The organism is Pseudomonas sp. LBUM1679 (assembly GCF_059695565.1).
In genome coordinates this window covers 2,366,633-2,389,927 of record NZ_CP166774.1, presented here as the reverse complement: position 1 = coordinate 2,389,927, position 23,295 = coordinate 2,366,633, and the positions used below count along the sequence as shown (strand labels likewise).

The 23,295-nt window shown below is 58.0% G+C and carries 14 protein-coding genes and 6 pseudogenes; 17 read left to right on the top strand and 3 right to left on the bottom strand.

Annotation, left to right across the window (positions count from 1 at the left end; genetic code table 11):
* Window positions 1-80: 80 nt before the first annotated feature.
* On the bottom strand, window positions 81-2,747 hold the full coding sequence (locus ACA062_RS11095) for a winged helix-turn-helix domain-containing protein (protein ID WP_497456392.1): 2,667 nt from the start codon (window positions 2,745-2,747) through the stop codon (window positions 81-83).
* 330 nt (window positions 2,748-3,077) lie between these two features.
* On the opposite strand from ACA062_RS11095, the gene ACA062_RS11090 reads away from it, so the two are divergent.
* The 3 genes and pseudogenes from ACA062_RS11090 to ACA062_RS11080 form a co-directional block, all read left to right on the top strand.
* Window positions 3,078-4,297 (top strand): IS3 family transposase gene (locus tag ACA062_RS11090; protein WP_497456163.1). Its coding sequence is split into 2 segments (ribosomal slippage): window positions 3,078-3,423 and window positions 3,423-4,297, totalling 1,221 coding nucleotides; the frame shifts between segments, so codons are not numbered across the junction.
* A gap of 153 nt (window positions 4,298-4,450) precedes the next feature.
* Window positions 4,451-4,773: pseudogene (locus ACA062_RS11085) on the top strand (integrase arm-type DNA-binding domain-containing protein); the annotation flags it as partial.
* Window positions 4,763-5,090 (top strand): annotated as a pseudogene (locus ACA062_RS11080) (sigma 54-interacting transcriptional regulator); the annotation flags it as partial. The pseudogenes ACA062_RS11085 and ACA062_RS11080, both read left to right, overlap by 11 nt.
* On the opposite strand, the pseudogene ACA062_RS11075 reads toward ACA062_RS11080, so the two are convergent.
* A pseudogene (locus ACA062_RS11075) lies at window positions 5,009-5,245 on the bottom strand (transposase domain-containing protein); the annotation flags it as partial. The pseudogenes ACA062_RS11080 and ACA062_RS11075 sit on opposite strands and share 82 nt — an antisense overlap.
* A 175-nt stretch (window positions 5,246-5,420) precedes the next feature.
* Here ACA062_RS11075 and ACA062_RS11070 point away from each other — a divergent pair.
* Window positions 5,421-6,582 (top strand): annotated as a pseudogene (locus ACA062_RS11070) (IS3 family transposase); the annotation flags it as partial.
* A gap of 381 nt (window positions 6,583-6,963) precedes the next feature.
* Here the strand turns inward: ACA062_RS11070 and ACA062_RS11065 are convergent.
* Window positions 6,964-8,337, bottom strand: a pseudogene (locus ACA062_RS11065) (transposase).
* Window positions 8,338-8,742: 405 nt separating this feature from the next.
* Between ACA062_RS11065 and ACA062_RS11060 the strand changes: the two are divergent.
* The 13 genes and pseudogenes from ACA062_RS11060 (at window position 8,743) to ACA062_RS11000 (ending at window position 23,285) form a co-directional block, all read left to right on the top strand.
* Window positions 8,743-9,465 (top strand): IclR family transcriptional regulator, encoded by a 723-nt coding sequence (locus ACA062_RS11060; protein ID WP_497456391.1) that lies wholly within the window; start codon window positions 8,743-8,745, stop codon window positions 9,463-9,465.
* Window positions 9,462-11,192: a hypothetical protein gene (locus ACA062_RS11055; protein WP_497456390.1), complete on the top strand. Its 1,731-nt coding sequence runs from the start codon at window positions 9,462-9,464 to the stop codon at window positions 11,190-11,192. Before ACA062_RS11060 ends, ACA062_RS11055 begins: the two co-directional genes overlap by 4 nt.
* Window positions 11,189-11,899: a hypothetical protein gene (locus ACA062_RS11050; RefSeq protein WP_497456389.1), complete on the top strand. Its 711-nt coding sequence runs from the start codon at window positions 11,189-11,191 to the stop codon at window positions 11,897-11,899. The genes ACA062_RS11055 and ACA062_RS11050 overlap by 4 nt, the downstream gene beginning before the upstream one ends.
* Window positions 11,900-11,913: 14 nt before the next feature.
* On the top strand, window positions 11,914-12,879 hold the full coding sequence (locus tag ACA062_RS11045) for a membrane dipeptidase (protein ID WP_497456388.1): 966 nt from the start codon (window positions 11,914-11,916) through the stop codon (window positions 12,877-12,879).
* Window positions 12,880-12,928: 49 nt separating this feature from the next.
* A complete protein-coding gene (locus ACA062_RS11040) occupies window positions 12,929-14,011 on the top strand; it encodes an ABC transporter substrate-binding protein (RefSeq protein ID WP_497456387.1) in 1,083 nt (360 codons plus the stop codon).
* 74 nt (window positions 14,012-14,085) lie between these two features.
* Entirely contained in the window at window positions 14,086-14,994 is a 909-nt protein-coding gene (locus tag ACA062_RS11035) for an ABC transporter permease (protein ID WP_497456386.1), read from the top strand.
* 2 nt (window positions 14,995-14,996) lie between these two features.
* Entirely contained in the window at window positions 14,997-15,797 is an 801-nt protein-coding gene (locus tag ACA062_RS11030) for an ABC transporter permease (RefSeq protein ID WP_497456385.1), read from the top strand.
* A 20-nt stretch (window positions 15,798-15,817) separates the two neighbouring features.
* Window positions 15,818-16,879, top strand: coding sequence for an ABC transporter ATP-binding protein (locus ACA062_RS11025; RefSeq protein WP_497456384.1), 1,062 nt, complete (start codon window positions 15,818-15,820; stop codon window positions 16,877-16,879).
* Between the two features lie 46 nt (window positions 16,880-16,925).
* Window positions 16,926-18,308, top strand: coding sequence for an aspartate aminotransferase family protein (locus ACA062_RS11020; protein ID WP_497456383.1), 1,383 nt, complete (start codon window positions 16,926-16,928; stop codon window positions 18,306-18,308).
* Window positions 18,308-19,759: an NAD-dependent succinate-semialdehyde dehydrogenase gene (locus ACA062_RS11015; protein ID WP_497456382.1), complete on the top strand. Its 1,452-nt coding sequence runs from the start codon at window positions 18,308-18,310 to the stop codon at window positions 19,757-19,759. The genes ACA062_RS11020 and ACA062_RS11015 overlap by 1 nt, the downstream gene beginning before the upstream one ends.
* A gap of 31 nt (window positions 19,760-19,790) precedes the next feature.
* A complete protein-coding gene (locus ACA062_RS11010) occupies window positions 19,791-20,171 on the top strand; it encodes a RidA family protein (RefSeq protein ID WP_497456381.1) in 381 nt (126 codons plus the stop codon).
* 253 nt (window positions 20,172-20,424) lie between these two features.
* Window positions 20,425-21,639, top strand: coding sequence for an OprD family porin (locus tag ACA062_RS11005; RefSeq protein WP_497456380.1), 1,215 nt, complete (start codon window positions 20,425-20,427; stop codon window positions 21,637-21,639).
* A gap of 272 nt (window positions 21,640-21,911) precedes the next feature.
* Window positions 21,912-23,285 (top strand): annotated as a pseudogene (locus tag ACA062_RS11000) (transposase).
* Window positions 23,286-23,295: the final 10 nt, after the last annotated feature.

The window sequence follows — 23,295 nt, the reverse complement described above, 5'->3', positions numbered from 1 at the left end:
GGGTATAGGAATCAGGATGGGGGAGTCGAGGAATGATCCGGGCGGATCAGCATTGGTATACAGCGCGGGGTGGTCGGGACTCAGCCCGCCGTTTCGAGAATGCCCAGCATGTACGCCCGAGCGACGACATGCTTGCGGGTACCGGCCTGGAATTTTCCAAACAGGTTTTTCAGGTGCCACTTCACCGTTTCCTCGCCGACATTCAAGGCCAGGGCGATTTGCTTGTTCGACAGATTGCGCGCCAGCAATTGCAGCACCTCACGCTCCTTGGGGGTCAACAGTCGACTGGGCGAAACGCTTGACGTCGCCGACTCCACTCGCGAAACAGGGACAACTTGAGGCGAAGAGCCTTTCGGCACGAGCGTTTGGTGCTGAAGCTTTTGTACCCATTTGACGAGATCGGGATGCGTGTCCTGCACGACTCGCTGCAATTCGTACTCCTGCGCCAGGCTGACGGCCTCCAATAAACAGGCAGTGCCATCTTCTCCCAACGCGTCGAGTGCCAACGCCCGGAGCAGCTTGATCTGGACAATTTCCCGACCGCGCCGCAAGTGCTCGGCGGTATTGTTCACGCTTCCCAGTACCAGCAACAACGCCGGCCAATCTTTTTTCACCAACAACACATAGCTGTTGGCCATCCCCGCAAGCAAGGCCAATTCCGGCCCCAGCAAGCCTTGATTCTCGCGAGCAATGAGCGGAATGAGATCGTCCAGACGTCGCCACAATACAGAGCAGGTATCGACCCGCCCTTGCAACGCGTGCAGGCGAATCTGCTCGCCCAGCGAAGCGATGCAGAACCGCGGGATGTGTCGCTCTTCACCGAGGGCGAACAAAGCTTCCAGGATGTCCTGCCCGCGATGCCCCTGCCCTTGTATCGCGGCAAGACGTGCAGCTGTGAGAAAACCGAGCACAATGGCGTGCGGCGAAGCCAGGCGTTCCACCATATCCAGTCTGTTCGCCATTACAGTGCCGGCTTCTTGAAGCTCGCCTCGCTCCAGCAATACGGTGGCGAGACTGCAGGCCAACATGACTGTCATAGGACTGCGTCGACCAATGTCCCGTTCTGCGCGCAACAGGCTGTCGCGTAACGCAGCCTCTGCCGGCACCATTCGCCCTTCGCACAGGTAAGTCAGTCCCACCACCCATTCACCAAAGCCACGAATGGCATCCAGTCCCGGCGTCCAAGCGTAATGCGGTGCACGCTGAAAGATACGCCGGGCTTTTTCCGGCTGCCCCTGAAACAAGGCCAGCCGCGCAATCTGATTGGCCACAATGGCTTGCAACTTGATTGAGAACGAAGGCAGCCGATCGACCCAAGGCGTGATGAGCGCCAGCGATTCGTCCGGGCGATCGGCAAAGTAAGCAGCGGCAGTGGCAATGGCCGCAGCTTCGCAGCGTGTGGCCTCATCGGCAGACGGGTGCTGCTCGATGCTGGCAATCAATTGCGCCGCTTCAGCCTGACGCTCACCCATGGCCAACGCCCAGGCCGCAGCCAGACATATACGCGGACGAGATAAAACATCCGCAGGCTCAAGCTCCTTGATCCATTCCAGTACTCGACTGAACTGCCCCCGTAACATGACGTCGTAGAGGCAGGCTTCGATCATGATGAAGGCAGGCTTTGAAAGGCCGGCTAACAGGTATTGCCGGGCAGCCAGTTCCAGGAAGCCGTTTTGCTCCAGCCACATCGCCGCCCGTTCGTGAAACCCCTGACGCTGTTCCAGCGGCAGACTGGCAAAACGACCATGAAGAAACTCACGCGCCAACGGATGAAAACGTACCCAGTCGCTGTCGACACCCTCGACGAAAATTGGCGTCGAAACACACAACACCTTGAGCAGTTCATCCGCCCGAGGGTTATCCGTCAGTGCGATGCACAGAGAAGGTTGAATCGTCTCCAGAAACGCAATGCTTACAAGAAACTGCACCTGTTCATCGGGCAGATGAGCAATGAGACTGTCGACGAAATAGCGCTGGATATCACCGGAACAAGTCGACAGTTCTTCAATGGCAGCACGCAAGTTCTGGCTTTTTTCCATCGCGGAAATCGCCAACTGCAAGCCCAGTGGCCAACCCTCGGTGATCTCATGCAGGCGCACACAGAGATCGGTATCCATCAGCGCACCAAAACGGCCATTGAGTATTCCAACGGTTTCTTCTACCGCCAGGCGCAGGGCGGGTGTCGTGATCGTTGCGTAACGTCCGCTCGCCATCAGGTCGGCCACTTGCAGATTCAAGCGTCCGCGAGAGGCCATCATGATGCGCAAATTAGCCGGGGCGTTGTGCAACAGATAGGTCAACGAATGACGGACGTTGGCTTCGAGCAGGGTGTCGGCCTCATCCAGAATCAGCACGGTTTCGCTGCCCAGGTCAGCCACTTCTGCCAACCATTGAGTCAGTCCTTCCAGTTCGTCGCTGCCCTTTCCTGGCATGCGTTCGGCAGAGCGCGCGAAAGATGAACGACCACTGCCAATGGCCATGGCGGCTGCCAGTCCGTAGACAAAACGCTCGGCATCATCGTGAGCATCGAGTGTGAGCCAGGCCACCACCGCCCCAAGAGACAGGCATTCGCGGCGCCATTGGGTCAACAGGAAGGTTTTGCCAAAACCTGCCGGAGCCTGGACAGCGATGACGATCTTTTCCGCGAGTTCTGGGGAGTCAATGCACAGGCGACTGCGTACCTGCGCAGTTTTCTGGCTGCGCGGCGGTGTCGTTTTGAGAATTAACTCAGGCGATATGGGATCCATTCGTGAGGACCTCGCTGGATTATCGATAGCTGTCGAAGCCTAGGAGACGACGGTGTCTGCCGTATACCTTAGGATGAGTCCTCTCGACTCGCCATCACAACGCTAAGCGTGACAAGTCCCTCCGGATATTCAAACCTGTTCTGCAAGACCTTTAACAGCGTGCGTCCCGTATCAGGACTCCTACTGTCCTCTCTAAATGGATAAAATATCAACTGGCATTCTCTCAGATCGCCAGACACTTCCCCCCCATTAATAGGGGGTGAACGAGCCCCATGAAAGACAGGACACCGTTTCCCCCTTACGATAAGGGATAGGCAAACGGTTATGTTTATGACTAGCAGCAACGATAAGAGTGGGGAGCTTTTGGGCCACCAGCGGCGGCGCCGCTGGAGCCCGGAGCAAAAACTGGCCATGGTTCGCGAGAGTCTTGAGCCTGGGCAAAGCGTTTCGGTGGTGGCTCGGCGTAACGGCATCAATGCCAACCAGCTGTTCCTGTGGCGCAAGCTGTATCAGGACGGCAGCCTGTCGGCGGTCAGTGCCGGTGAAGCGGTGGTGCCGGCCTCCGAGCTGAGCGATGCGCTCAAGCAGATCCGTGAATTGCAACGGATGCTGGGCAAGAAAACGATGGAAGCAGAAATCCTCAAAGAGGCCGTGGAGATCGCCCGGTCGCGAAAATGGATTGCGCACTCACCCTTGTTGCCGGGGGACGACCAGTGAAGCTGGTCAGCGAATGTCTCGGTGTGGCGCGCTCGCAATTAACGGTTCGAATCAAGCAATCGGTGGTGCCCAAGGCACGGCGAAGCAAGCCTGTGAACGACGCTGAGTTGGTGGTCGAAATCCAACACCAGATCAGCGAGTTGCCCAGCTATGGCTACCGTCGTGTCTGGGGATTACTACGTCGTGCCCGTGAAACCCAGTTGCTACCCGCGATCAACGTAAAGCGGGTTTACCGGGTGATGCGTGATCACAACTTGCTGCTTGAGCGCCGCATCAAACAGCCCGGTGTGCCGCGTCGGCACGAAGGCCGTATTGCGGTGGAAACCAGCGATACGCGTTGGTGCTCGGACGGCTTTGAGTTCCGTTGCGAGGACGGCGCTAAACTGAGCGTGACCTTCGCCCTGGATTGCTGTGATCGCGAAGCCATCGGCTGGGTCGCGAGCCCGACCGGATACAGCGGCGATGATATCCGCGACTTGATGCTGGAAAGCGTGGAAAAGCGCTTTGGTGATCAACTGCCCGCCACGCCAGTGCAATGGCTAAGCGACAACGGCTCAGCGTACACCGCCGAACAGACACGCCTGTTTGCCCGGCAGATCGGTTTGCAACCGGTGACGACACCGGTACGCAGCCCGCAGAGCAACGGCATGGCCGAGAGCTTCGTGAAGACGATCAAGCGTGACTACGTGGCGCACATGCCCAAGCCTGATCGAGAAACGGCGCTGCGTAACCTGGCTATTGCCTTCGAACACTACAATGAGCAGCATCCGCACAGCGCCTTGAACTATCGCTCGCCGAGGGAGTTCAGGCGCTTGGCAGCCGCATCAATTTAACAGGGAGTTGGTGTCCGGTTTTTTAGGGGCAAGTCCAGGGGGGACCAACTCGTCATTACTGGAGCTCCAGCGGCGCTCTGCTCTACGAGAGTCCAGTAACGTCCATCAAGAGCCGACGTTTTTGTGGGGGTAAAAGTAGGGGGAGTCCATTTCATGGGCAAAATCACCATCAAAGAACTCGAGTCGCTGACCGCCAACGATGACGGCCACATCCTCAGGGAGGATGGCAATCTCGCCGGTCGAATCTCAGTCCATAAGGACGGTGTGTCGGTCAGCTTTTTCTATCGGGCTGGGGCGACCAGAACAAAGAGTACTCCTGCGGATCCTGGCCGCGCAAATCCCTGACGGACATCCGCAAGGCCCGTAACCAGGCCTGTGCGCTCATCGATGAGCAGATCAATCCCAACGAGCAAAAGAAAACCGCCAAGGCACAGGCGCATGCCGCGACGAACGCAAAAGCAGCACAGGAAAAGTCGCATGGGCCGCTTCGAGCGGGCACATGGCGGCACGCTGTTTCTCGAAGAAATCATCGAGCTGACGCCACGTGCTCAAGCTAGTTTACTGCGCGTTTTGCAGGAGGGGGAACTTGAACGGGTGGGCGATAGCCAGACCCGCAGTGTCGATGTGCGCGTCATCGGTGCTACTCATGAAGACCTCGGTCAGGCTGTGAAGGTAGGACATTTCGTGCCGACCTTTACACCGATTGGATGTCTATCCAGTCCGAATTCCCACGCTGCGTGATCGTCGCGAAGACATCCCGCTGTTGATTGAGCATTTCCTTGAAAAGCTGCATTTTCGATGAAGATACGGGCGCCGTTGAACATCCTTTAGATAGGCGTACGGATCATGACCATTCAGCCGCGCAGACTGGATCAAGCTCATGATCGCCGCCGCCCTTTTTCCGTTGCGTAGCGATCCGGCGAAGAGCCAGTTCTTGCAATCGATGGCCCGGGTTGGGCACACTCTTGAATGACCTGGGCTTTGAAGGATTTGGAATACGAACGGCGTGTTGGCTGCATGAAATACCCGCTTAAAAGGCTAGAACTGGTGCCCACCTAAATTTAAGTGCACACCATGTCCCGGCTTTGCGGGGTTGGGTAGATGACTTGGCCGGACGCATACTGAGCGCGAACTGCGCCGCAAAGACAAGGCGCTGGCTGAAACAGCCGCGTTATTGGTGCTGCGAAAAAAGCTCAACGACTGCTGGGGGACCGACAACGAGGACAACTGACGTCTTTGCCAGAACGGCACTTACTGGTTGACTGGCTGAGCGAAGCGGTCGCGGCGGGAGCCAGAAAAATCAGGGCCTGCCGGGAAATCGGTCTATCGCTGCGGACCTTGCAACGGTGGACTGAAACAGGCGTTATCCAGGCCGATGCCCGAACGACTGTCACACGGTCAACGCCGCGAAATGCACTGAACGAGGCGGAGCGACAGACCCTTGTGACGCTGTGCAACAGCCCGGAGTACGCCCACCTGCCACCGAGCCAGATCGTGCCGCGCCTGGCCGATCAAGGGCGCTATCTGGCGTCGGAGGCGACGTTTTATCGCGTCTTGCGGGCGGCGGGTCAACAGCAACATCGAGGCCGTAGTCAGCGCCCCAGGCGGTACGCCGCACCGACGACGCATGCGGCCAAAGGGCCCAATCAGGTGTGGTCGTGGGACATCACGTATCTGCCGTCGCCGATACGCGGCAATTACTACTACCTCTACCTGATCGAAGATATTTACAGCCGCAAGGCCGTGGGCTGGGAGGTCTACGACGCGGAAAGCGGCGAGAAAGCCGCCGCACTGCTGCAACGCAGTGTGATCGGCGAGCAGTGTTTACGCGAGCCGCTGGTGCTGCACTCGGACAACGGCGCGCCGATGAAGTCGGTGACGCTGTTGAGCAAGATGTACGAACTGGGCATCACGCCCTCGCGGGGCCGACCGCGGGTGAGCAACGATAATCCGTACTCGGAGTCGTTGTTTAGAACGCTGAAATACTGCCCGCAATGGCCGCAGGACGGCTTTGCCAGTTTGGACGCCGCACGCGCTTGGGTGAGGGATTTCATGCGTGGTACAACAACGAACACCGGCATAGCCGTATCCGCTTCGTCACACCGGCTGAGCGGCATCGAGGACTGGACCATCAGGTCCTGGCCCGGCGACATGAGCTGTACGAACGAGCTAAAGAGAAAAAGCCGGAACGGTGGTCGGGTCGAACACGTAACTGGGAGCCGATCGGAACCGTGTTGTTGAACCCGGATCGAGAGCAACAGGTTGAGAAAGAGCGGCATAGTTAGACGGTTGACGCGACAACTACCTTGAAAAACGCCGAGATCGTGGTATTGGCTAGAGTTTGGTGAACTTGAATAAACTGCTGCGGAATACGCGACAACTAACGCGGGGGATCGAACTTGGGTCACCCTCTCCCCGCGACAGGCTTCTAACTACCGAAGCCTCGACGCCGATTGAACCGATTCTATGGTTCGATTGTCGCCCATCGCGACAGGCAGAAATCGGCCGATTCTGTTGAAAAAGTCGGATTTTCAGCTGGCCCGAACTCAGGCGAGACCACCACCAAAGAACCTACTCACCACATTGAGTGGTTTCTCGGCCCTTCGTTGACCTTTGCTGCTCGGTTATTGGGTTGGTTTGAGGGTTTTTGCTTCGTGCAGACGCACCTAGCCCGTGAGCGGTGGCCCTTGAGAGGTAAATTTGGCCAGCCTTCGCAGGTTCTGCACCGCAGCGGCCAGCGTGAACTCATCGGTCGCACCACTCATCCCACGTAGCCGCAGGCGATCCAATTTCAGGATGCGCTTGAGGTGGACAAACAACATTTCGACCTTTTTACGTTCGTGGCGAGAGCGTACGTACGCAGGTGTCGCTGCGATTCGCCGAGCCACATCACGTGCGGCTTCATGGACGCTGCGAGCGATCTTGCGGAGCGCAGTGTTGGGGCAGCATTTGGCTTTCATCGGACAGGCAACGCAGTCGGTCTGCCGGGATCGGAAGATGATGGTGTTGGCTTTGGTGACGTGCGAACGCTCGTTCTTGAAGGCTCGCCATTCGCTACGTAATGCACTGCCGGCCGGACAGCGGTATTCCTCAGCCTCTTCATTCCAGTGGAAATCGTTGCTCGAAAAACTGTCGTTCTTGCGCTCGGTTTTGTCCCACACCGGCACATGCGGCTCGATGTCCTTTTCCTCTACCATCCAGGCCAGCATCGGTGCGGTTCCATAAGCGGTGTCGCCAATGAGGCGTACCGGCTTGATGTCGAACTGCGTCTCGACCCGGTCGATCATGATCTTGGTGCTCTCGACTTCGGCCGTGCGATGAGCCGGTGTGGGTTCCACATCCACGATGACACCGTGTTCGGTATCGATCAGATAATTCGTGGAGTAAGCGTAGAACGCTGGGCCACCTGGAGCTGCAGTCCAGCGGGCTTGAGGATCAGTCAGTGATAAACGCTTCGGTAGCGTTTCGGCCAGAGCCTCTTCATCGAGTGCCTCAAGATACTCACGCACGGCGTGGGTGCTCAGGGCCGGATCGCTCCAGTTGACCGGTTCATCACCCGGTACACCGCGCTGCCGACTCGCATCCGCTTTGATGATGCTGGCGTCCACGGCGAAGCCTTCGCCCTTGACCAACCCAGCGTCCATGCAACGACGCAGCTCCTCATTGAACAGTCAGCGAAACAGATCGCTGTCCCGAAAACGGCCGTGTCGATTCTTGGAAAAGGTCGAGTGATTGGGGACTTCATCTTCGAGGCTCAACCGGCAGAACCAGCGATACGCCAGGTTCAGATGGGTTTCTTCGCACAGCCGCCGCTCGGAGCGAATACCGTAGCAATAGCCCACGATCAGCATGCGGATCATCAGCTCAGGATCAATCGAAGGACGCCCGATTGGGCTGTAGAAATCGGCGAGGTAATGGCGCAAGTCGCTCAGATCGAGACACCGATCAATGCTGCGCAGAAGGTGATTGGCTGGGATGTGATCTTCAAGGTTGAACGAGTAAAACAGTCGGTCCTGCCCACTCGATAACTGTCCTATCATGCTGCGTGCTTCCCTGCTGGCCAATGTAGAGATTTTGCCGCAGGCCAGACAGGGGAGCTACTTTTTCAACAGAATCGGCCATTAGCCGTCATTGAACCTAAACAGATACTTTTCGACCATCTCATCAGCAATCACCTGACTGAGCCCGCGCAGACTAACTCGCATACAAAGCCCCTACAGTCCTCGTCTTACAGCAAATGGCTGTTGCCACTTTCACATCTCCCCCACCCTCGCGACACCAGCAAAAAAATTTCAGCAACGCCATATGCAGGCGAATCCAACCGCCCAGCGTTTTCCATCGCGCACAAAAAAGCCCCCGAAGCATTGACACGCATCATGGGTAGGATCAGAATTATTCCATATGAATACCACGTATTCTAATAGAATACAACAAGAGATAAAAAAATGGCAGTTCGCACTCTCTCCTCTGTCACCAAGACCCTCGCGGTACTCGACTATGTCGCGTGTTCACCACGCCCTGTACGCCTTACCGAAGTCGCAAAAGCACTGGAAGAAGCACGCGCAGCTACCCACCAGCGGCTAATTACCCTGGCCGATGGCGGTTGGATCGAACAAACCGAGGAAGGCAGCTACCGGCTGACGCTGCGAATTGTTCGCTACGCCAGCATGGCGATGGAGCAAGGCAATCTTGGGGAGCGAGTCGCCGACGTGTTGCAAGATATGGTCACGGAAAGCCTTGAAACCGCCTCTCTCGCAATCCTTGAAGGTCAGGAAGCGGTGATCCTGCGGCGGGTCGAGTCCAAGGGCATCCTGCGCGCAGACCTTCGAGTCGGTGCCCGCCTCAATTTGGAACGGACGGCGATGGGACGAATTCTCGTGGCCCATGCCCGTCCGGAAGCCATTGCGCAACTGCGCGCCGATGGCATTCAACTGCCTGAAGAGTCACTGCTCGAAACCTTCCGCCAGCAGGGTTACGCAGTATCCGGCATGACGGGGCCGCGGGCGGTATCAGCGGTCGCCGTGCCGATCTTCGACAACCATGACCACTGCATCGCCGCCTTGGCGATTTCCGGCCCTGAAGCCGGTTTCGATCTTGATAAATGCGCCGCTATCGCTTCCGCTGCCGCGGATGTCGTGAACGCGCGCCTGCGTGGAGCCCAAGCATGACTGCCGTACCAAACTACCAAACCGAGTCGCCTGCGCATCGTCTCGCGCGACTGATGCGCACACCCGCACAGCTGATGAAGCCTGAGCGGTTGTCCGTAATTCAACCGTCGCGCATCAGTGCCTCCCATGCGCTGATGGCCCAAGCCATTGAACAGCGTTGGAAGATCACCTGCACCCGGTTCGACATCGACGCCAAGGGAAGTGGCGTCGCCAATTACCTGATCGAAATCGATGGCTGGAAATTCTCGTTCCCGGTATTCGCATTCGAGCCTTCGGCCCACGGACGCACCGGCCGCATCATCGGACGCTCCTGGGACATGCTTGGCGCTTTGGTAGAAGGCGAGATCAGCGATCAAGACTTCGATAAAACCGGCGAAGAGCTACCCAAACTCTATGAAGGTCGTGCGACCCCGAACACCTTGATCTGGTGCCGCTCCAACCGCAGTGCGCGTTTTTTCAACCAGGCGGTTGAAGCGCTGGCCGCCGGGCGTCAGCCAGACGTTGGGGTTCTGGCAGAAACATGCTACCTGATGCGCAACACCGGCCTGGATGGCAACGGTACCTTCGGCACTAAAAGCTTCCTGGCCTACGAAGAGGATCACCCACTGCGCTGGTCTCTCGCCGCGCAAATGCTCTGTGCGTACATGATGCGAGTCTACGCCCAGGACCTGGTGCAGCACTTGGCACGCCTGGCCTCCCCAAACGCTTGCGCAATGGCTCCGCAACTCCGGCGCTTCCTCGGCGTGGGCAATGGCTCCGCGCTGGGCTTGATGTTGTTCGTCAATAACCATCCGCGGCTGATCGAGCGCTGGTTGTGGATCCGCGAGGAAGCCCTCGCCAATGCCAAAGGCCTGGAACCCGCTGCAGCCCTGGAGCAGTGCCCCACGCTATTGAGTTTGCTGGGCCGGGCGATTCAGTTCCGCGAACAGGACCGAGGCGTCTACGAGTCCTTTATCAGCAGTGCAACGGTAGCCGCAGAACTGCATACCGTCCGTGCTGAAGTCGTGCGCCTGAAGGAACGTCTGCAGTCAGGCCAGATCTCCGGCGACCTGCCATTCGCCGAGTTGTGCCGCTCCCTCGATGGACGTATCCATGATGAAGTGCTCGAGACTTTGCACAGCCTGCTGATCGAGTTGGTTCCGGAAATTGCCGATCGTTTGAGTCGTAATCTAATCCTTGACGAGGAACTGGTGGGTACACCGGAAATGCCGGTCAGTCGTCTGCGCGAGCTTCTGCGTAGCGAGTATTCGTGGGCTTTCAATATTGACCTGAACGGTGCTGAGCGCCGATACGTCTGGTATAAATCGGCCACCGCTGAAGAACCCCGCCGCGGCCCGCAAGACGCACTGGGTGATGTAGTCAACCTTGGCCTTGACCTGCCTCGCCTGATTATCGATCTGGACAGCGAACTGGCCGCCGAGCCTGACGATTTGAGCACCGCCCGTTTTCTGCTGGCGCACCCTCAGCACCGGGCCATTGTGACCCGTATCCAGGCGCTGGCCGGTACCCCTTACCACTCGCCCCATGCCGATATCATGAGCGAAGACTTCATCCCCGCACACATCACACGCCTGCTGAATGTCGGCCTGCACGGCATCGACAAAACCCGTGACTACCTCAACCGAAACCTGCGTGGCGTGCTGTTTCACGGCGCACCGCTTCCAGAAGACCTGGCCAGCGGCAGCGCCAGCCAACACTGGTTCTACCCATCGGAGCCCGCCCTATGAGCCTGTCCCCAACCCCACGCATGCTGCAGGTCAGTTTGCGCGAATGCCGCCTGGTGTTTGAACGATTGATGCAAGTCATCCGCATGGAGCCCGGCATGGTCCCGGCGCTACGTGACTGCGCGTTGTATTCCGCGGCACTAAAACTGGGTGGATTTGCCGAGCTGCAACGGCACTTGCAACTGCTTGAACAGACTGGCTTAAAGGCGCTTTCGCTGGATTACCGGAATGATCCGAAACGAGTCGATTGCGCGGGTCAGCATGCCTGGCTGGTCGCTGACACGTTGCTCGACTTGCTGGCCGATGACCTCAAGCGCGATGGCGAAGCCCGATTGCTGGTCGTCAATATGCAAGAGCCCCGCGAACTGCAAGTAATCCAAGCTCTCGCCGAGCGCTACGGCCTGCTGGTCGAGCTTACGCATGACACTGAAGGTCTGCACCTGACTGCGCATAATCGGGCAACTCAAGGGTCGTCCTGGCTGGACCTGATCCGCTTGAAAGGCCTGAATGTCGAAGCTGCCTTGTGGTGGAAGCTGTTCCATCACGCCAACGAAGCACTGGCTCCTGACTCCTTCGAGTCGCGCCGTCACGCCGGCTCAATCATGGTTGATGCCCAGGGCCAACTGATTGGCAGACCGGACGAAGACGAGACGGATCTCTCGCTGTTGATGGCCGGAATCGAATCCGGCACCACCGCCCCAACCCCGTAAGAGGACGTAACTCCATGCTTATCGATGCTTTGCAGTGCGGCCATTTTGATCGTCAGGTGTTCGAAGAACTCAAGGCTGGCGGCTACACCTGCGTCACGCCGACCCTGGGCTTCTGGGAAGGGGCCACAGAGTCCCTGGATGCTATCGGTCACTGGCGACACATGGCGCGTGAATGCGCCGACCTGATGCTCATTGCCCGTTGCGCCAAGGATATTCGCGAAGCTCAGCGCAGCGGCCGGATTGCCGTGGTTCTGGGCTACCAAAATAGCAACCTGTTCGACAACCGCATTGGCTTCGTCGAACTGTTCGCTGACCTGGGCGTACGTGTAGTGCAACTGACCTATAACAACCAGAACGAGCTGGGCAGCAGCTGCTACGAAGAAGTCGATAGCGGTCTCGCACGCTTTGGTCGTGAAGTCATTCGCGAAATGAACCGGGTCGGCATGGTCGTGGATCTTTCCCACGTGGGTGATCGCACCACACTGGAAGCCATTGAGTGGTCGCAAAAACCGGTGGCCATCACCCACGCAAACGCAGCAAGCGTCTTCGCTCACAAGCGTAACAAAAGTGACGAGGTTTTGAGTGCCTTGCGGGCGAACGGCGGCGTGATCGGCTGTGTCGCTTATCGCAATATCACCCCGGATGACGCCTGCGCCACGGTCGATGGTTGGTGCGAAATGGTTGCCCGTACCGTAGATCTGATCGGCATCGATCACGTCGGGATTGGCACAGACTACAGCCATAACATGCAACCTCGTGACTACGACTGGATGCGCAAGGGCCGCTGGACGCGCACCGTTCAATACGGTGCGGGTTCGGCTGCCAGTCCAGGCCCGGCGCGCAAGCCCGAATGGCTGCTCAAGGCCGGTCAGTTGAACGTGGTTGCCGAAGGCCTGCAGCGCACAGGTTTCAACCCGCAAGAATCTCAAAAGATTCTGGGTGGCAACTGGCTTCGCCTTTACGAGGAAGTTTTCGGCTGACAGAGCCGCTTTTTAATCTGCCACGACGCATCCTATAAGGAAGACAGCTATGAGTGATCGTGATTCGAGTAAAAGCAAATTCGAGCTGTCGCGCCGGGGATTTCTCGGGGCGACTTTGGCCGGTACCGCGCTGGCGACCTTGCCGCCGTTCATTCGTCGCGCCAACGCTGACGACAACGTGCTGTACGTAAATACATGGGGCGGTAACTGGGAGAAAGCGGCGAAAGAGTTCCTGTTCGATCCCTTTACCCGTGAATCCGGTGTAGAGATCCGTACGGTGTCGCCGATTTCCTTTGCCAAGCTGGCCACCCAAGCCCGAACCGGGGTCTATGAATTCGACGTGACAACACTAGGCCTGGCGGAAATTGCCAGGGCCAATGCGTCCAATCTCATTGAGCCGGTAGCGGGCAATCTCGACGAGAGCAAACTGTGGCCAGGCGCGATCTATGCCAACGGCGTGGCCACTCACGCTTTTGCCAACCTGATTGCCTACCACAAAAACAGTTTCCCCAATGGTCATCCAAAAAACTGGAAAGATTTCTGGGATCTGGACAAGTACCCCGGCAGCCGCAGCTTGCAGCGCTACCCGGTACGGGTGCTGGCCTTCGCCTTGCTCGCTGACGGCGTGCCGCCCGATCAGTTGTTTCCTTACGACCTGGATCGAGCATTTGCCGCCCTCGATCGCATCAAGCCGGCAATACGTGTCTGGTGGACCCAGGGTCCGCAATCGCAGCAGCTGCTGCGTGACGGCGAAGTGGACATGATCGGGATCTGGAACGACTACGCAATCAGCGTGCAGCAGACATCGAAAGATCCAGTGGAAGTCATCTGGGATCAGGCACTCATCGACAAGAGTTGCTGGGTAGTCGCCAAGGGCACGCCCCGAGCGCGCAATGCCTGGCGCCTGATCGAGTCGATCGCCAACAACGCCGAAGGCATGGCGCGCTTCTGCGCCGTCGATGCCTCCGGGCCGTTGAACCCGAAGGCCTTCACCTATATCGACGAGAAGACCGCAGCCATCACCCCGACCAATCCCGAGCACATGGAAAAGGCTGTGGTCCTGGACGGCGTCAAGCTGCTGCCACAACTCGATGAAATAGCAACACGCTTCGACCGCTGGATCAGCAGCTGAAGTGAACGACCTGGATGTCGCGCTCAGGTGCTGCCTGCACGCGACGTCACCCATTTGCTGTACGGGGTAACGAAATGAACGAAGCACCGAGCTTGCGCCGAGACGCCAATCTCGCAAAACCTGTAGCCCCCAGAGACAACCTTTTGGGGAATCTGTTCAAGGCGCTGATCAAGGGTCCCTTGCCGCTTTATCTGCCGGCGGCGCTGTTTCTCATTCTGTTTTTCATTGTGCCACTGGGCTATGTCCTGGTGATGAGCGTCACCGAGCCAAAACCGGGGCTGGGCAATTTCACCTACTTGCTGAGCTCAAAGCACTTCTTTGCCGTGCTACTGGAAACGTTCAAGACCGCAACGATCGTAACCGTCTGCAGCCTGGTGCTCGGTTACCCGCTGGCTTACATCGCCGCCGGCCCGGCGCGACGCCTGGGAGGCCTGTTGCTGGCAATCATTGCGCTGAGCTTCTGGACCAGTTTTCTCGTGCGCACCTACGCCTGGATGGTGATTTTCGGTCGCCAGGGCCCCCTCAGTCATTGGCTTGAGGCCCTTGGCTGGACGCCTCCACCGAAGATGCTGTTCACCTCGTTCAGCGCCACGGTCGCAATGACCCACGCAATGGTTCCGTTCATGGTGATGGCGATGTATGCAGTGATGAAACGCATCGACTCCCGCTTCGTGCGAGCCGCGCAAAGTCTGGGGGCACATCCATTGCGTGCGTTCAGCACGGTGTACTTCCCGCTGAGCCTTCCAGGTGTGGTTAACGGCTGCACGCTGGTGTTCATTACCTGCCTGGGCTTCTACGTCATGCCCGTGCTCCTCGGCAGTCCTAACCAGCAAATGATTTCGGGGGTGATTGGCGACCAGATCGAACAGGTCTTGGACTTCGGTGCCGCCTCGGCAATGTCGGTCATCCTGCTAGTGATCACTGTCGCCTTGTTCTGGCTCTACCACCGATTTATCGGTCTAGATCGTCTCTGGAGAAAATGAGCATGAGAAGTCTGAAGCTGCTCGCCATCCTGATCGCGTTGTTCATCGCCGTACCGTTATTCATCGTGGTGCCGATGTCGTTTAGCGCCAATGCGTCGCTGCAATTCCCGCCCAGTGCCTACTGGCTGGGAAACTATCAGCACTTTTTTACCGACATCAACTGGATGCAGCCGCTGCTCAACAGCCTGTATATCGGCGTCGCCACGACCGTGCTGACACTGATGCTGGCGATTCCGGCGTCGTTCGCGCTTGTACGTCATTACTTCATCGGCCGCACCGCATTGAACCTGTTATTGATGCTGCCGATGATCGTGCCGCAGATCGTCATGGCGCTGGGGTACTACATGTACTTTGGCTCGTTGGGCCTGACGCAGAGCTACACCGGCATCATCATCGCGCACACGTGCCTGGGCATACCGGTGGCCACGTTGATCATCACCGCCGCGCTGAAAAGTTTCGACACCAACCTGGAACGGGCGGCTTCCAGTCTGGGAGCGCCGGTGCTGACGACCTTTTGGCTAGTGACTTTCCCGGTACTGCGTCCGGCCATTCTGGTCGCAGCTCTGTTTTCCTTCATTCAGTCGTTCGATGAGACGGTGATCTCCGTGTTCATTTCCGGTCGGGACACCGCCACCTTGCCACGGCAGATGTTCAACAGCTTCCGCATGGAAGCCGACCCGGTGATTTCCGCCGCGTCCTCATTCCTTTTCATCATGGTACTGGCCTGCATGCTCGTCCCGCTGGCCGCCCGCCTGACCCGGCGCGCCACCCGCGGCAGCATTCCCGCCCAGGCAGCCCACTGACCGTATACGGAGTTTTTGCCATGCCAGCCCGCTCACTTACGCTGCACAACGTCGTCAAGCGCTATGACAACCTACAACCAGCAGTCGACAACGTTTCACTGCAAATCGAACCCGGTGAGTTCGTGTCTTTTCTCGGCCCGTCCGGCTCGGGAAAAACCACCACATTGATGATGATCGCCGGCTTCCAGCAACCCACCAGCGGCGACATCCGTATTGCCGGTCGAGCCATTGACCAGGTTCCGCCCCATGCCCGAAACATCGGTGTGGTGTTTCAGAACTACGCACTGTTTCCGCACATGAGTGTGGCCGATAACGTCGGCTTCCCTCTGCGCATGCGCGGTGTTGGCAAGGCTGAGAAGGCCCGTCTGGTCGGCGCCGCTCTGGAGATGGTCGGTCTTGGCCAACTGGCCGCGCGCCAGCCGGCCGAGTTGTCCGGCGGTCAGCAACAACGAGTTGCACTGGCTCGCGCACTAGTATTCGAACCGGACCTGATTCTGCTGGATGAGCCGTTGGGCGCGCTGGACAAAAACATGCGCGAACACATGCAGATGGAGCTCAAGCGCATTCACAAGGAGCTGGGCGTGACGATGATCTACGTCACACACGACCAGACCGAAGCCATGACCATGTCCGATCGCATCGCGGTCTTCAACCAGGGACGGATCGAACAGATCGCCGAGCCACAGGAAATGTACTTGCGTCCGGCCACTCGATTCGTTGCCTCCTTTGTCGGCGACAACAATCTGCTCCCTGCTACCTGCATGGGCAACGGCCAGTACCGGGTCGACGGTATCGGCGACTTGCTGGCCGATGATCTGGCATTGCCCGCTGGCGCCAACGTCGATCTGCTGTTGCGTCCGGAAATGATCCGCGTGACCGAGCACGGCTCTAGCAGCGCCATGCTACAGGTTGAGGCCGCGGTCAACTACGGCGACAGCGTCCTGGCCATCGGCAAGCTCGGTAATTCACCGCTGCGGGTGCGTATCCCAGGCCCCCAGGCGCGCGGCCTGCAAGCAGGTCAGCAATTGCCGCTGCACTGGCATGCCAACGACATTCATGTGATCCCTGCGTTGCACGCATAACACCCTTTTCGACGGCCGCACCGTCCACCTGCAATGGAGAAATTTCATGAGTACCACCGACCTGCAGCAACGCGACATTGACAGCCTGCTACACCCTTACACCAATCATCATGCGCACCAAACGCAAGGCCCCCATGTGATCACCGGAGGTGACGGTATCTACGTCACCGATGATCAAGGCAATCGGTACATCGAGGGCTTGGCCGGGCTGTTCTGTGCTTCCCTGGGTTTCAGCGAACCGCGTCTGGCCCAGGCTGCCTTCGAGCAAATGCAACGCATGCCGTTCTATCACTCGTTCGCGCACAAATCGACATCGCCAAGCATCGAGCTGGCCGAGCGTCTGCTTGCCATGGCCCCGGTGCCGATGGCCAAGGTGTTCTTTGCCAACTCGGGTTCGGAAGCCAACGACACGGCGATCAAACTGGTGTGGTACTACCACAACGCGATTGGCCAACCGCAGAAGAAAAAAATCATCGCCCGTCAACGCGGATATCATGGCGTCACCGTGGCCTCGGCCAGCCTCACAGGCTTGCCGAACAACCACCGGGATTTTGATCTGCCGATCACCAACATCCTGCACACCGATTGCCCGCACTACTACCGTAACGGTCTGCCAGGTGAGAGTGAATCCGCGTTCGTCGACCGTTGCGTCGGCAACCTTGAGGCAATGATCTTGCGTGAAGGTCCGGAAACCATCGCGGCATTTTTTGCCGAGCCGGTAATGGTTTCCGGTGGTGTGATTCTTCCGCCAGAGGGTTACTTCGCCAAGGTGCAGGCACTGCTGCGCAAGTACGACATCCTGTTTGTAGTGGACGAAGTGATTTGCGGTTTTGCCCGCACCGGCAACATGTTCGGCTCGCAAACCTACAACCTACAACCCGACATGATCAGCCTTGCCAAACAACTCTCGGCCGCCTACATGCCGATATCTGCCCTGCTGATCAACGACAAAATAGATCAGGTACTCAAATCGCAAAGCGAGAAAATCGGCAGCTTCTCCCACGGTTTCACCTACGGCGGACACCCAGTGGCAGCAGCCGTCGCGCTGGAGGCACAAAAGATTTATCAAGAACGTGACATCCTGGGCCATGTTCGGCGTGTAGCGCCGCGCTTCCAGGCGGGCATCCGACGACTCGGCGAGCATCCGCTGATTGGCGAAGCGCGTGGCGTAGGACTGGTCGGCGGCCTGGAGTTTGTTCGTAACAAGGACACCCGTGAAACCTTTGCCTACGATCAGTCGGCGGCCGCCTATGCAGGACGACGGGCGCAAGTCCATGGCGTCATCACCCGAGGCCTGGGCGATACACTGAGTCTGTGCCCGGCGCTGATTATTCAGGAATATGAAATCGACGACCTGATCGATCGGATCGAACGTGCACTGGATGACACCTTGGTATGGGCCCGGGAACAAGGCTTGGTGGACGCCTGATGAACACTCAAGCCTATACGTCACTTGCGTTGTTCATCGATGGGCAATGGCTAAGTGATCAACGTGCCACCGAGTCGGTACTCGACCCTGCCTTCGGCACTGAGCTTGGCCGGTTGCCGCATGCCACCGACCAGGATCTCGAAAATGCACTGTCCAGTGCCGAACGCGCCTTCAAACACTGGCGCAACAGTTCGCCAATGCTGCGATCGCAAATCCTGCGCAAATTCGCCACGCTGATTCGTGAGCAGGCTGACGCCATTGCTCTCGACATCTCGCGCGACCAGGGTAAACCGCTGGCCGAAGCCCTTGGTGAAGTACGCTTTGCCGCCGAGCACGCGGAATGGCACGCCGAGGAATGCCGACGCCTTTACGGACGCATCATTCCCGCCCGTGACAGTCGCGTGCGCCAGAGCGTGATGCTCGAACCTGTCGGGGTCTGCGCTGCTTTCACACCCTGGAACTTCCCGTTCAGCCAGGCCTTGCGCAAAGTATGTGCAGCTCTGGGCGCGGGCTGCACCCTGATTCTCAAGGGACCGGAAGATACGCCTTCAGCGATTATGGCCATCGGCCGTCTGCTGCAACAGGCAGGCCTGCCCGATGGTTGTCTGAATCTGCTGTGGGGGGAGCCGGCGCGTATCTCCCAGGCGCTGATCAGCGATCCAAGGGTGAGCAAAATCTCGTTTACCGGCTCAGTGCCAGTGGGCAAGCAGATCGCCGCCCTCGCCGGCGTGCACATGAAGCGCTGCACAATGGAACTGGGCGGTCACGCCCCCGTATTGGTTTTCGCGGACGCCGATGTAGATGCGGCGGCCGACGCACTCGCCGCCAACAAACTGCGCAACGCGGGTCAGGTCTGCGTATCGCCGAGTCGCTTTTATGTGCAGCGTGAGGTCCATGAGCGGTTCCTCGAGCGCTTCGTCGCCCGAATCGCTGAAGCTCGAATCGGCAACGGCCTGGAAGAAAATGTCGACATGGGGCCGCTATGCCACGGGCGGCGAGTACTGGCGATGGAAGAGTTGGTGGCCGATGCACGCAGCCTCGGCGCGCAGATCGCTTGCGGCGGTGAACGGATCGGCCAGGTGGGTAATTTTTTCGCGCCGACCGTGATCCACGATGCCCCACAACACATTCGCCTGCTGCGAGAAGAGCCGTTCGGTCCGTTAGCAGTGGTCGTACCTTTCGATGACTTCAATCAGGCAATCGAGATGGCCAACGCCCTGCCCTATGGTCTGGCGTCTTATGTGTTCACTGCCTCCTCGGCACGCGCCCAACACGCTTCGCAGTCGCTGGCTGCCGGAATGGTCAGCATCAATCATTTTGGCCTGGCGCTACCGGAAACACCGTTTGGTGGCATCAAGGACAGTGGTTATGGCAGCGAGGGCGGCAGTGAGACTTTCGCAGGCTACCTGAACACCAAATTCGTCACTCATTACGAAAACTTCCCCCACTGAACCACTCGGTCAATTCACGAAGGATTGCTCCATGCTTGAAGTTATTGATACCTGTATTGCTCGCTCCAAAGCTCCGCTGAACGGCACCGTACGCGCGGGGCAACTCGTCTATTCCGCGCACATTTCTAAAGACCCGGAAACCGGCGCCATTGTCGACGGCGACATCGAGCAACAAACCCGACAAGCCCTGAACAACCTGCTACAAGCCATGGAAGCGGCCGGTGGCAACCTGACCAACGTCGCGCACATGCAAATCTTCCTGACCGAGCGGACCGACTCGCCGGGCATGAACAAGGTTTACGGGGAGTTCTTCAAGGAGCCCTACCCTTGCCGGGCAACGGTAGTGGTCAAGGAACTGCTGTCTCCTGGAGTTCGTATCGAACTGGTAGCGCAGGCCGTATTCCCTGCCTGATCCAGTCACCTTCAAACCCTGATCGTCCCTCTCGGCCCGCTGTCCCGCAGTGGCCGTCGAACGGGTTCGTTCGCCCAAAAATCGTCCACGGATGTATGGCGAATCACCAAGCAGGACGCTCCAGCCGGCTTTGCCTCTACCAGCAACGCCATTTCTGACTGCCGACATTTGTCGGTGCTGACTTTTAGCGCCCACAACAATAACAGCCTGTGCGTAAGCCACGGCAACCAGCTGAAATTCCAGGAGTAGCACCATGCACATCACGGCAAAATTGCTGATGACCACCATCGGTTTGAGCGGCGCCGATTTCGCCTTCGCGTCAGACAAAGAACAAGGCTTCCTGCAGGGCAGTCACGCCACGCTTTTGGCCCGAACCCTGTATTTCAATCAGGACTATCACAACTCTGCTTCCTCCCGGACCGACACAGAGGACACCAGCCAAGGGTTCATTTTCAAGTATGGCTCGGGATTCACCGAAGGGCCCGTAGGCGTTGGCTTCGACGCCTATGGGCTGTTGGGCGTCAAACTGGACAGCGACGCAGGTCATGATCGATGGCCTACCATTCCTGCGGGTGCAGCAAGCACTTCGGAGACAGGAGCCACCATCAAGCTACGAGCCGGTCAGACCACACTCAAGTACGGCGACCAGTTCGTTTCAATCCCGGTGCTGGCCACGATGATGGGACGCCTGCTGCCAGAAACCACCCAAGGCACTTTGATCCACAGTGAAGACATCCCTGGATTGAGCCTAGATGCCGGACACTTTACCGCCATGGGCTCACAGTTCACTGCACGCCACGATGGTAAAGACCTGACCCGGGCCAATGTCGCCGGGGGTCGATACCGCTTCAACGATAGCCTCAACGCGGGCCTGTACTACTCCAACGTGGCTGACAACTTCGAGAAACGCTATGCCGACCTGTCCTGGACCGCGCCGCTGGGCTCGTCGGATACGTTAAAGACCGATTTTAACCTGTACCGCACAACGGGACTGGGCACAGAGCTCAGTGGCCATGTCGACAACACTATCTGGAGCCTTTCCAGCGCCTGGAAACACGGACCGCATACCCTGACCGCCGCCTTCCAGAAAAGCAGCGGTGAAACCGGATATGTCTATGGTGTGGATGGCGGGAGTGCGATATGGCTGGCCAACTCAGTGCAGTATTCGGACTTCATGGAAAAAGACGAGACATCTTGGCAAGCCCGCTACGATTTCGACTTCGCGGCGCTGGGTGTTCCGGGTCTAAACGCAATGGTGCTTTACATCCGCGGTCAGCATATTGACAACGGTACAGTCGATGACGGCAAGGAGTGGGAGCGCAACATCAACCTGCGTTACGTAGTGCAGTCCGGTGTTGCCAAGGATCTGGGATTTCAGCTACGCCACGCGTCCCATCGTTCAAGCGCACTGGGCAATAGTCTGGATGAGATGCGCCTGGTTGTGGATTACCCAGTAAGCCTGTTTTAAGCCGCAGAACCAGGCTGGCGCTGCAGTCGCAACGTCTTCTCGAGCCAGCGTTGCGTTTTTCATCGCGCCTGAAGCGACAGCCTGATCATATGCCACCAGGGCCAGAGATAGCAGTAATGAACTATCGGTGAGTGCTGGCCTTTAATGGCAGATGGATTGTGGGATTCAACTCATAGTCCACAGGCAGAAATCGGCCGATTCTGTTGAAAAAGTAGCTCCCCTGGCTGACCTCCGGCAAAATCTCTTCATTGGCCGGAGGGGGATCACACAGCATGATGGGACAGTTATCGAGTGGGCAGGAGCGACTGTTTTACTCGTTCAACCTTGAAGATCACATCCCAGCCAATCACCTTCTGCGCAGCATTGATCAATGTCTCGATCTGAGCGACCTGCGCCATTACCTGGCCGATTTCTATAGCCCGATTGGGCGTCCGTCGATTGATCCTGAACTGATGATTCGCATGCTGATCGTGGGCTATTGCTATGGCATTCGCTCAGAGCGGCGGCTGTGCGAAGAGGCACATTTGAACCTGGCTTATCGCTGGTTCTGCCGGTTAAGCCTTGAAGATGAAGTCCCCAATCACTCGACCTTTTCCAAAAATCGACACGGCCGTTTTCGGGACAGCGATCTCTTTCGCTGGCTGTTCAATGAAGTGCTGCGTCGTTCATGGATGCAGGCTTGGTCAAAGGTGAAGGCTTTGCCGTGGACGCCAGCATCATCAAAGCGGACGCCAGTCGGCAGCGCGGTGTACCGGGCGATGAACAGGTCAACTGGAGCGATCCGTCCCTGAGCACCCGCGCCGTGCGTGAGTACCTTGAGGCACTTGATGAAGAGGCTCTGGCCGAAACGCTACCGAAGCGCCTATCGCTGACTGATCCTCAAGCCCGCTGGACCGCTGCTCCAGGTGGCCCAGCGTTCTACGCTTACTCCACGAATTATCTGATCGATACCGAACACGGTGTCATCGTGGATGTGGAACCCACACCGGCTCATCGCACGGCCGAAGTCGAGAGCACCAAGATCATGATCGACCGGGTCGAGACGCAGTTCGACATCAAGCCGGTACGCCTCATTGGCGACACCGCTTATGGAACCGCACCGATGCTGGCCTGGATGGTAGAGGAAAAGGACATCGAGCCGCATGTGCCGGTGTGGGACAAAACCGAGCGCAAGAACGACAGTTTTTCGAGCACCGATTTCCACTGGAATAAAGAGACTGAGGAATACCGCTGTCCGGCCGGCAACGCTTTGCGTAGCGAATGGCGAGCCTTCAAGAATGAGCGTTCGCACGTCACCAAAGCCAACACCATCATCTTCCGATCCAGCCAGAGCGACTGCATAGCGTGTCCGATGAAAGCCCAGTGCTGCCCGAACACTGCGTTCCGCAAAATCGCTCGCAGCGTCCATGCAGCTGCTCGTGATGTGGCTCGGCGCATTGCTAGCAACGCCGGCGTATCAGCGCTCTCGCCACGAACGTAAAAAGGTCGAAATGTTGTTCGCCCACCTCAAGCGCATCCTGAAACTGGATCGCTTGCGACTACGTGGTATGAGTGGCGCGACCGATGAGTTCACGCTGGCGGCTGCGGTACAGAACCTGCGTCGACTGGCCAAACTTACATCTCAAGGGCCACCTGCCACGGGATAGGTGCGCCTGC

What these genes read in the sequence shown, in the direction of transcription:
- ACA062_RS11095 (WP_497456392.1), bottom strand. Translation starts at nt 2,747, where the DNA reads ATGGATCCCATATCGCCTGAGTTAATTCTCAAAACGACACCGCCGCGC.
- ACA062_RS11060 (WP_497456391.1), top strand. Translation starts at nt 8,743, where the DNA reads ATGGCAGTTCGCACTCTCTCCTCTGTCACCAAGACCCTCGCGGTACTC.
- ACA062_RS11055 (WP_497456390.1), top strand. Translation starts at nt 9,462, where the DNA reads ATGACTGCCGTACCAAACTACCAAACCGAGTCGCCTGCGCATCGTCTC.
- ACA062_RS11050 (WP_497456389.1), top strand. Translation starts at nt 11,189, where the DNA reads ATGAGCCTGTCCCCAACCCCACGCATGCTGCAGGTCAGTTTGCGCGAA.
- ACA062_RS11045 (WP_497456388.1), top strand. Translation starts at nt 11,914, where the DNA reads ATGCTTATCGATGCTTTGCAGTGCGGCCATTTTGATCGTCAGGTGTTC.
- ACA062_RS11040 (WP_497456387.1), top strand. Translation starts at nt 12,929, where the DNA reads ATGAGTGATCGTGATTCGAGTAAAAGCAAATTCGAGCTGTCGCGCCGG.
- ACA062_RS11035 (WP_497456386.1), top strand. Translation starts at nt 14,086, where the DNA reads ATGAACGAAGCACCGAGCTTGCGCCGAGACGCCAATCTCGCAAAACCT.
- ACA062_RS11030 (WP_497456385.1), top strand. Translation starts at nt 14,997, where the DNA reads ATGAGAAGTCTGAAGCTGCTCGCCATCCTGATCGCGTTGTTCATCGCC.
- ACA062_RS11025 (WP_497456384.1), top strand. Translation starts at nt 15,818, where the DNA reads ATGCCAGCCCGCTCACTTACGCTGCACAACGTCGTCAAGCGCTATGAC.
- ACA062_RS11020 (WP_497456383.1), top strand. Translation starts at nt 16,926, where the DNA reads ATGAGTACCACCGACCTGCAGCAACGCGACATTGACAGCCTGCTACAC.
- ACA062_RS11015 (WP_497456382.1), top strand. Translation starts at nt 18,308, where the DNA reads ATGAACACTCAAGCCTATACGTCACTTGCGTTGTTCATCGATGGGCAA.
- ACA062_RS11010 (WP_497456381.1), top strand. Translation starts at nt 19,791, where the DNA reads ATGCTTGAAGTTATTGATACCTGTATTGCTCGCTCCAAAGCTCCGCTG.
- ACA062_RS11005 (WP_497456380.1), top strand. Translation starts at nt 20,425, where the DNA reads ATGCACATCACGGCAAAATTGCTGATGACCACCATCGGTTTGAGCGGC.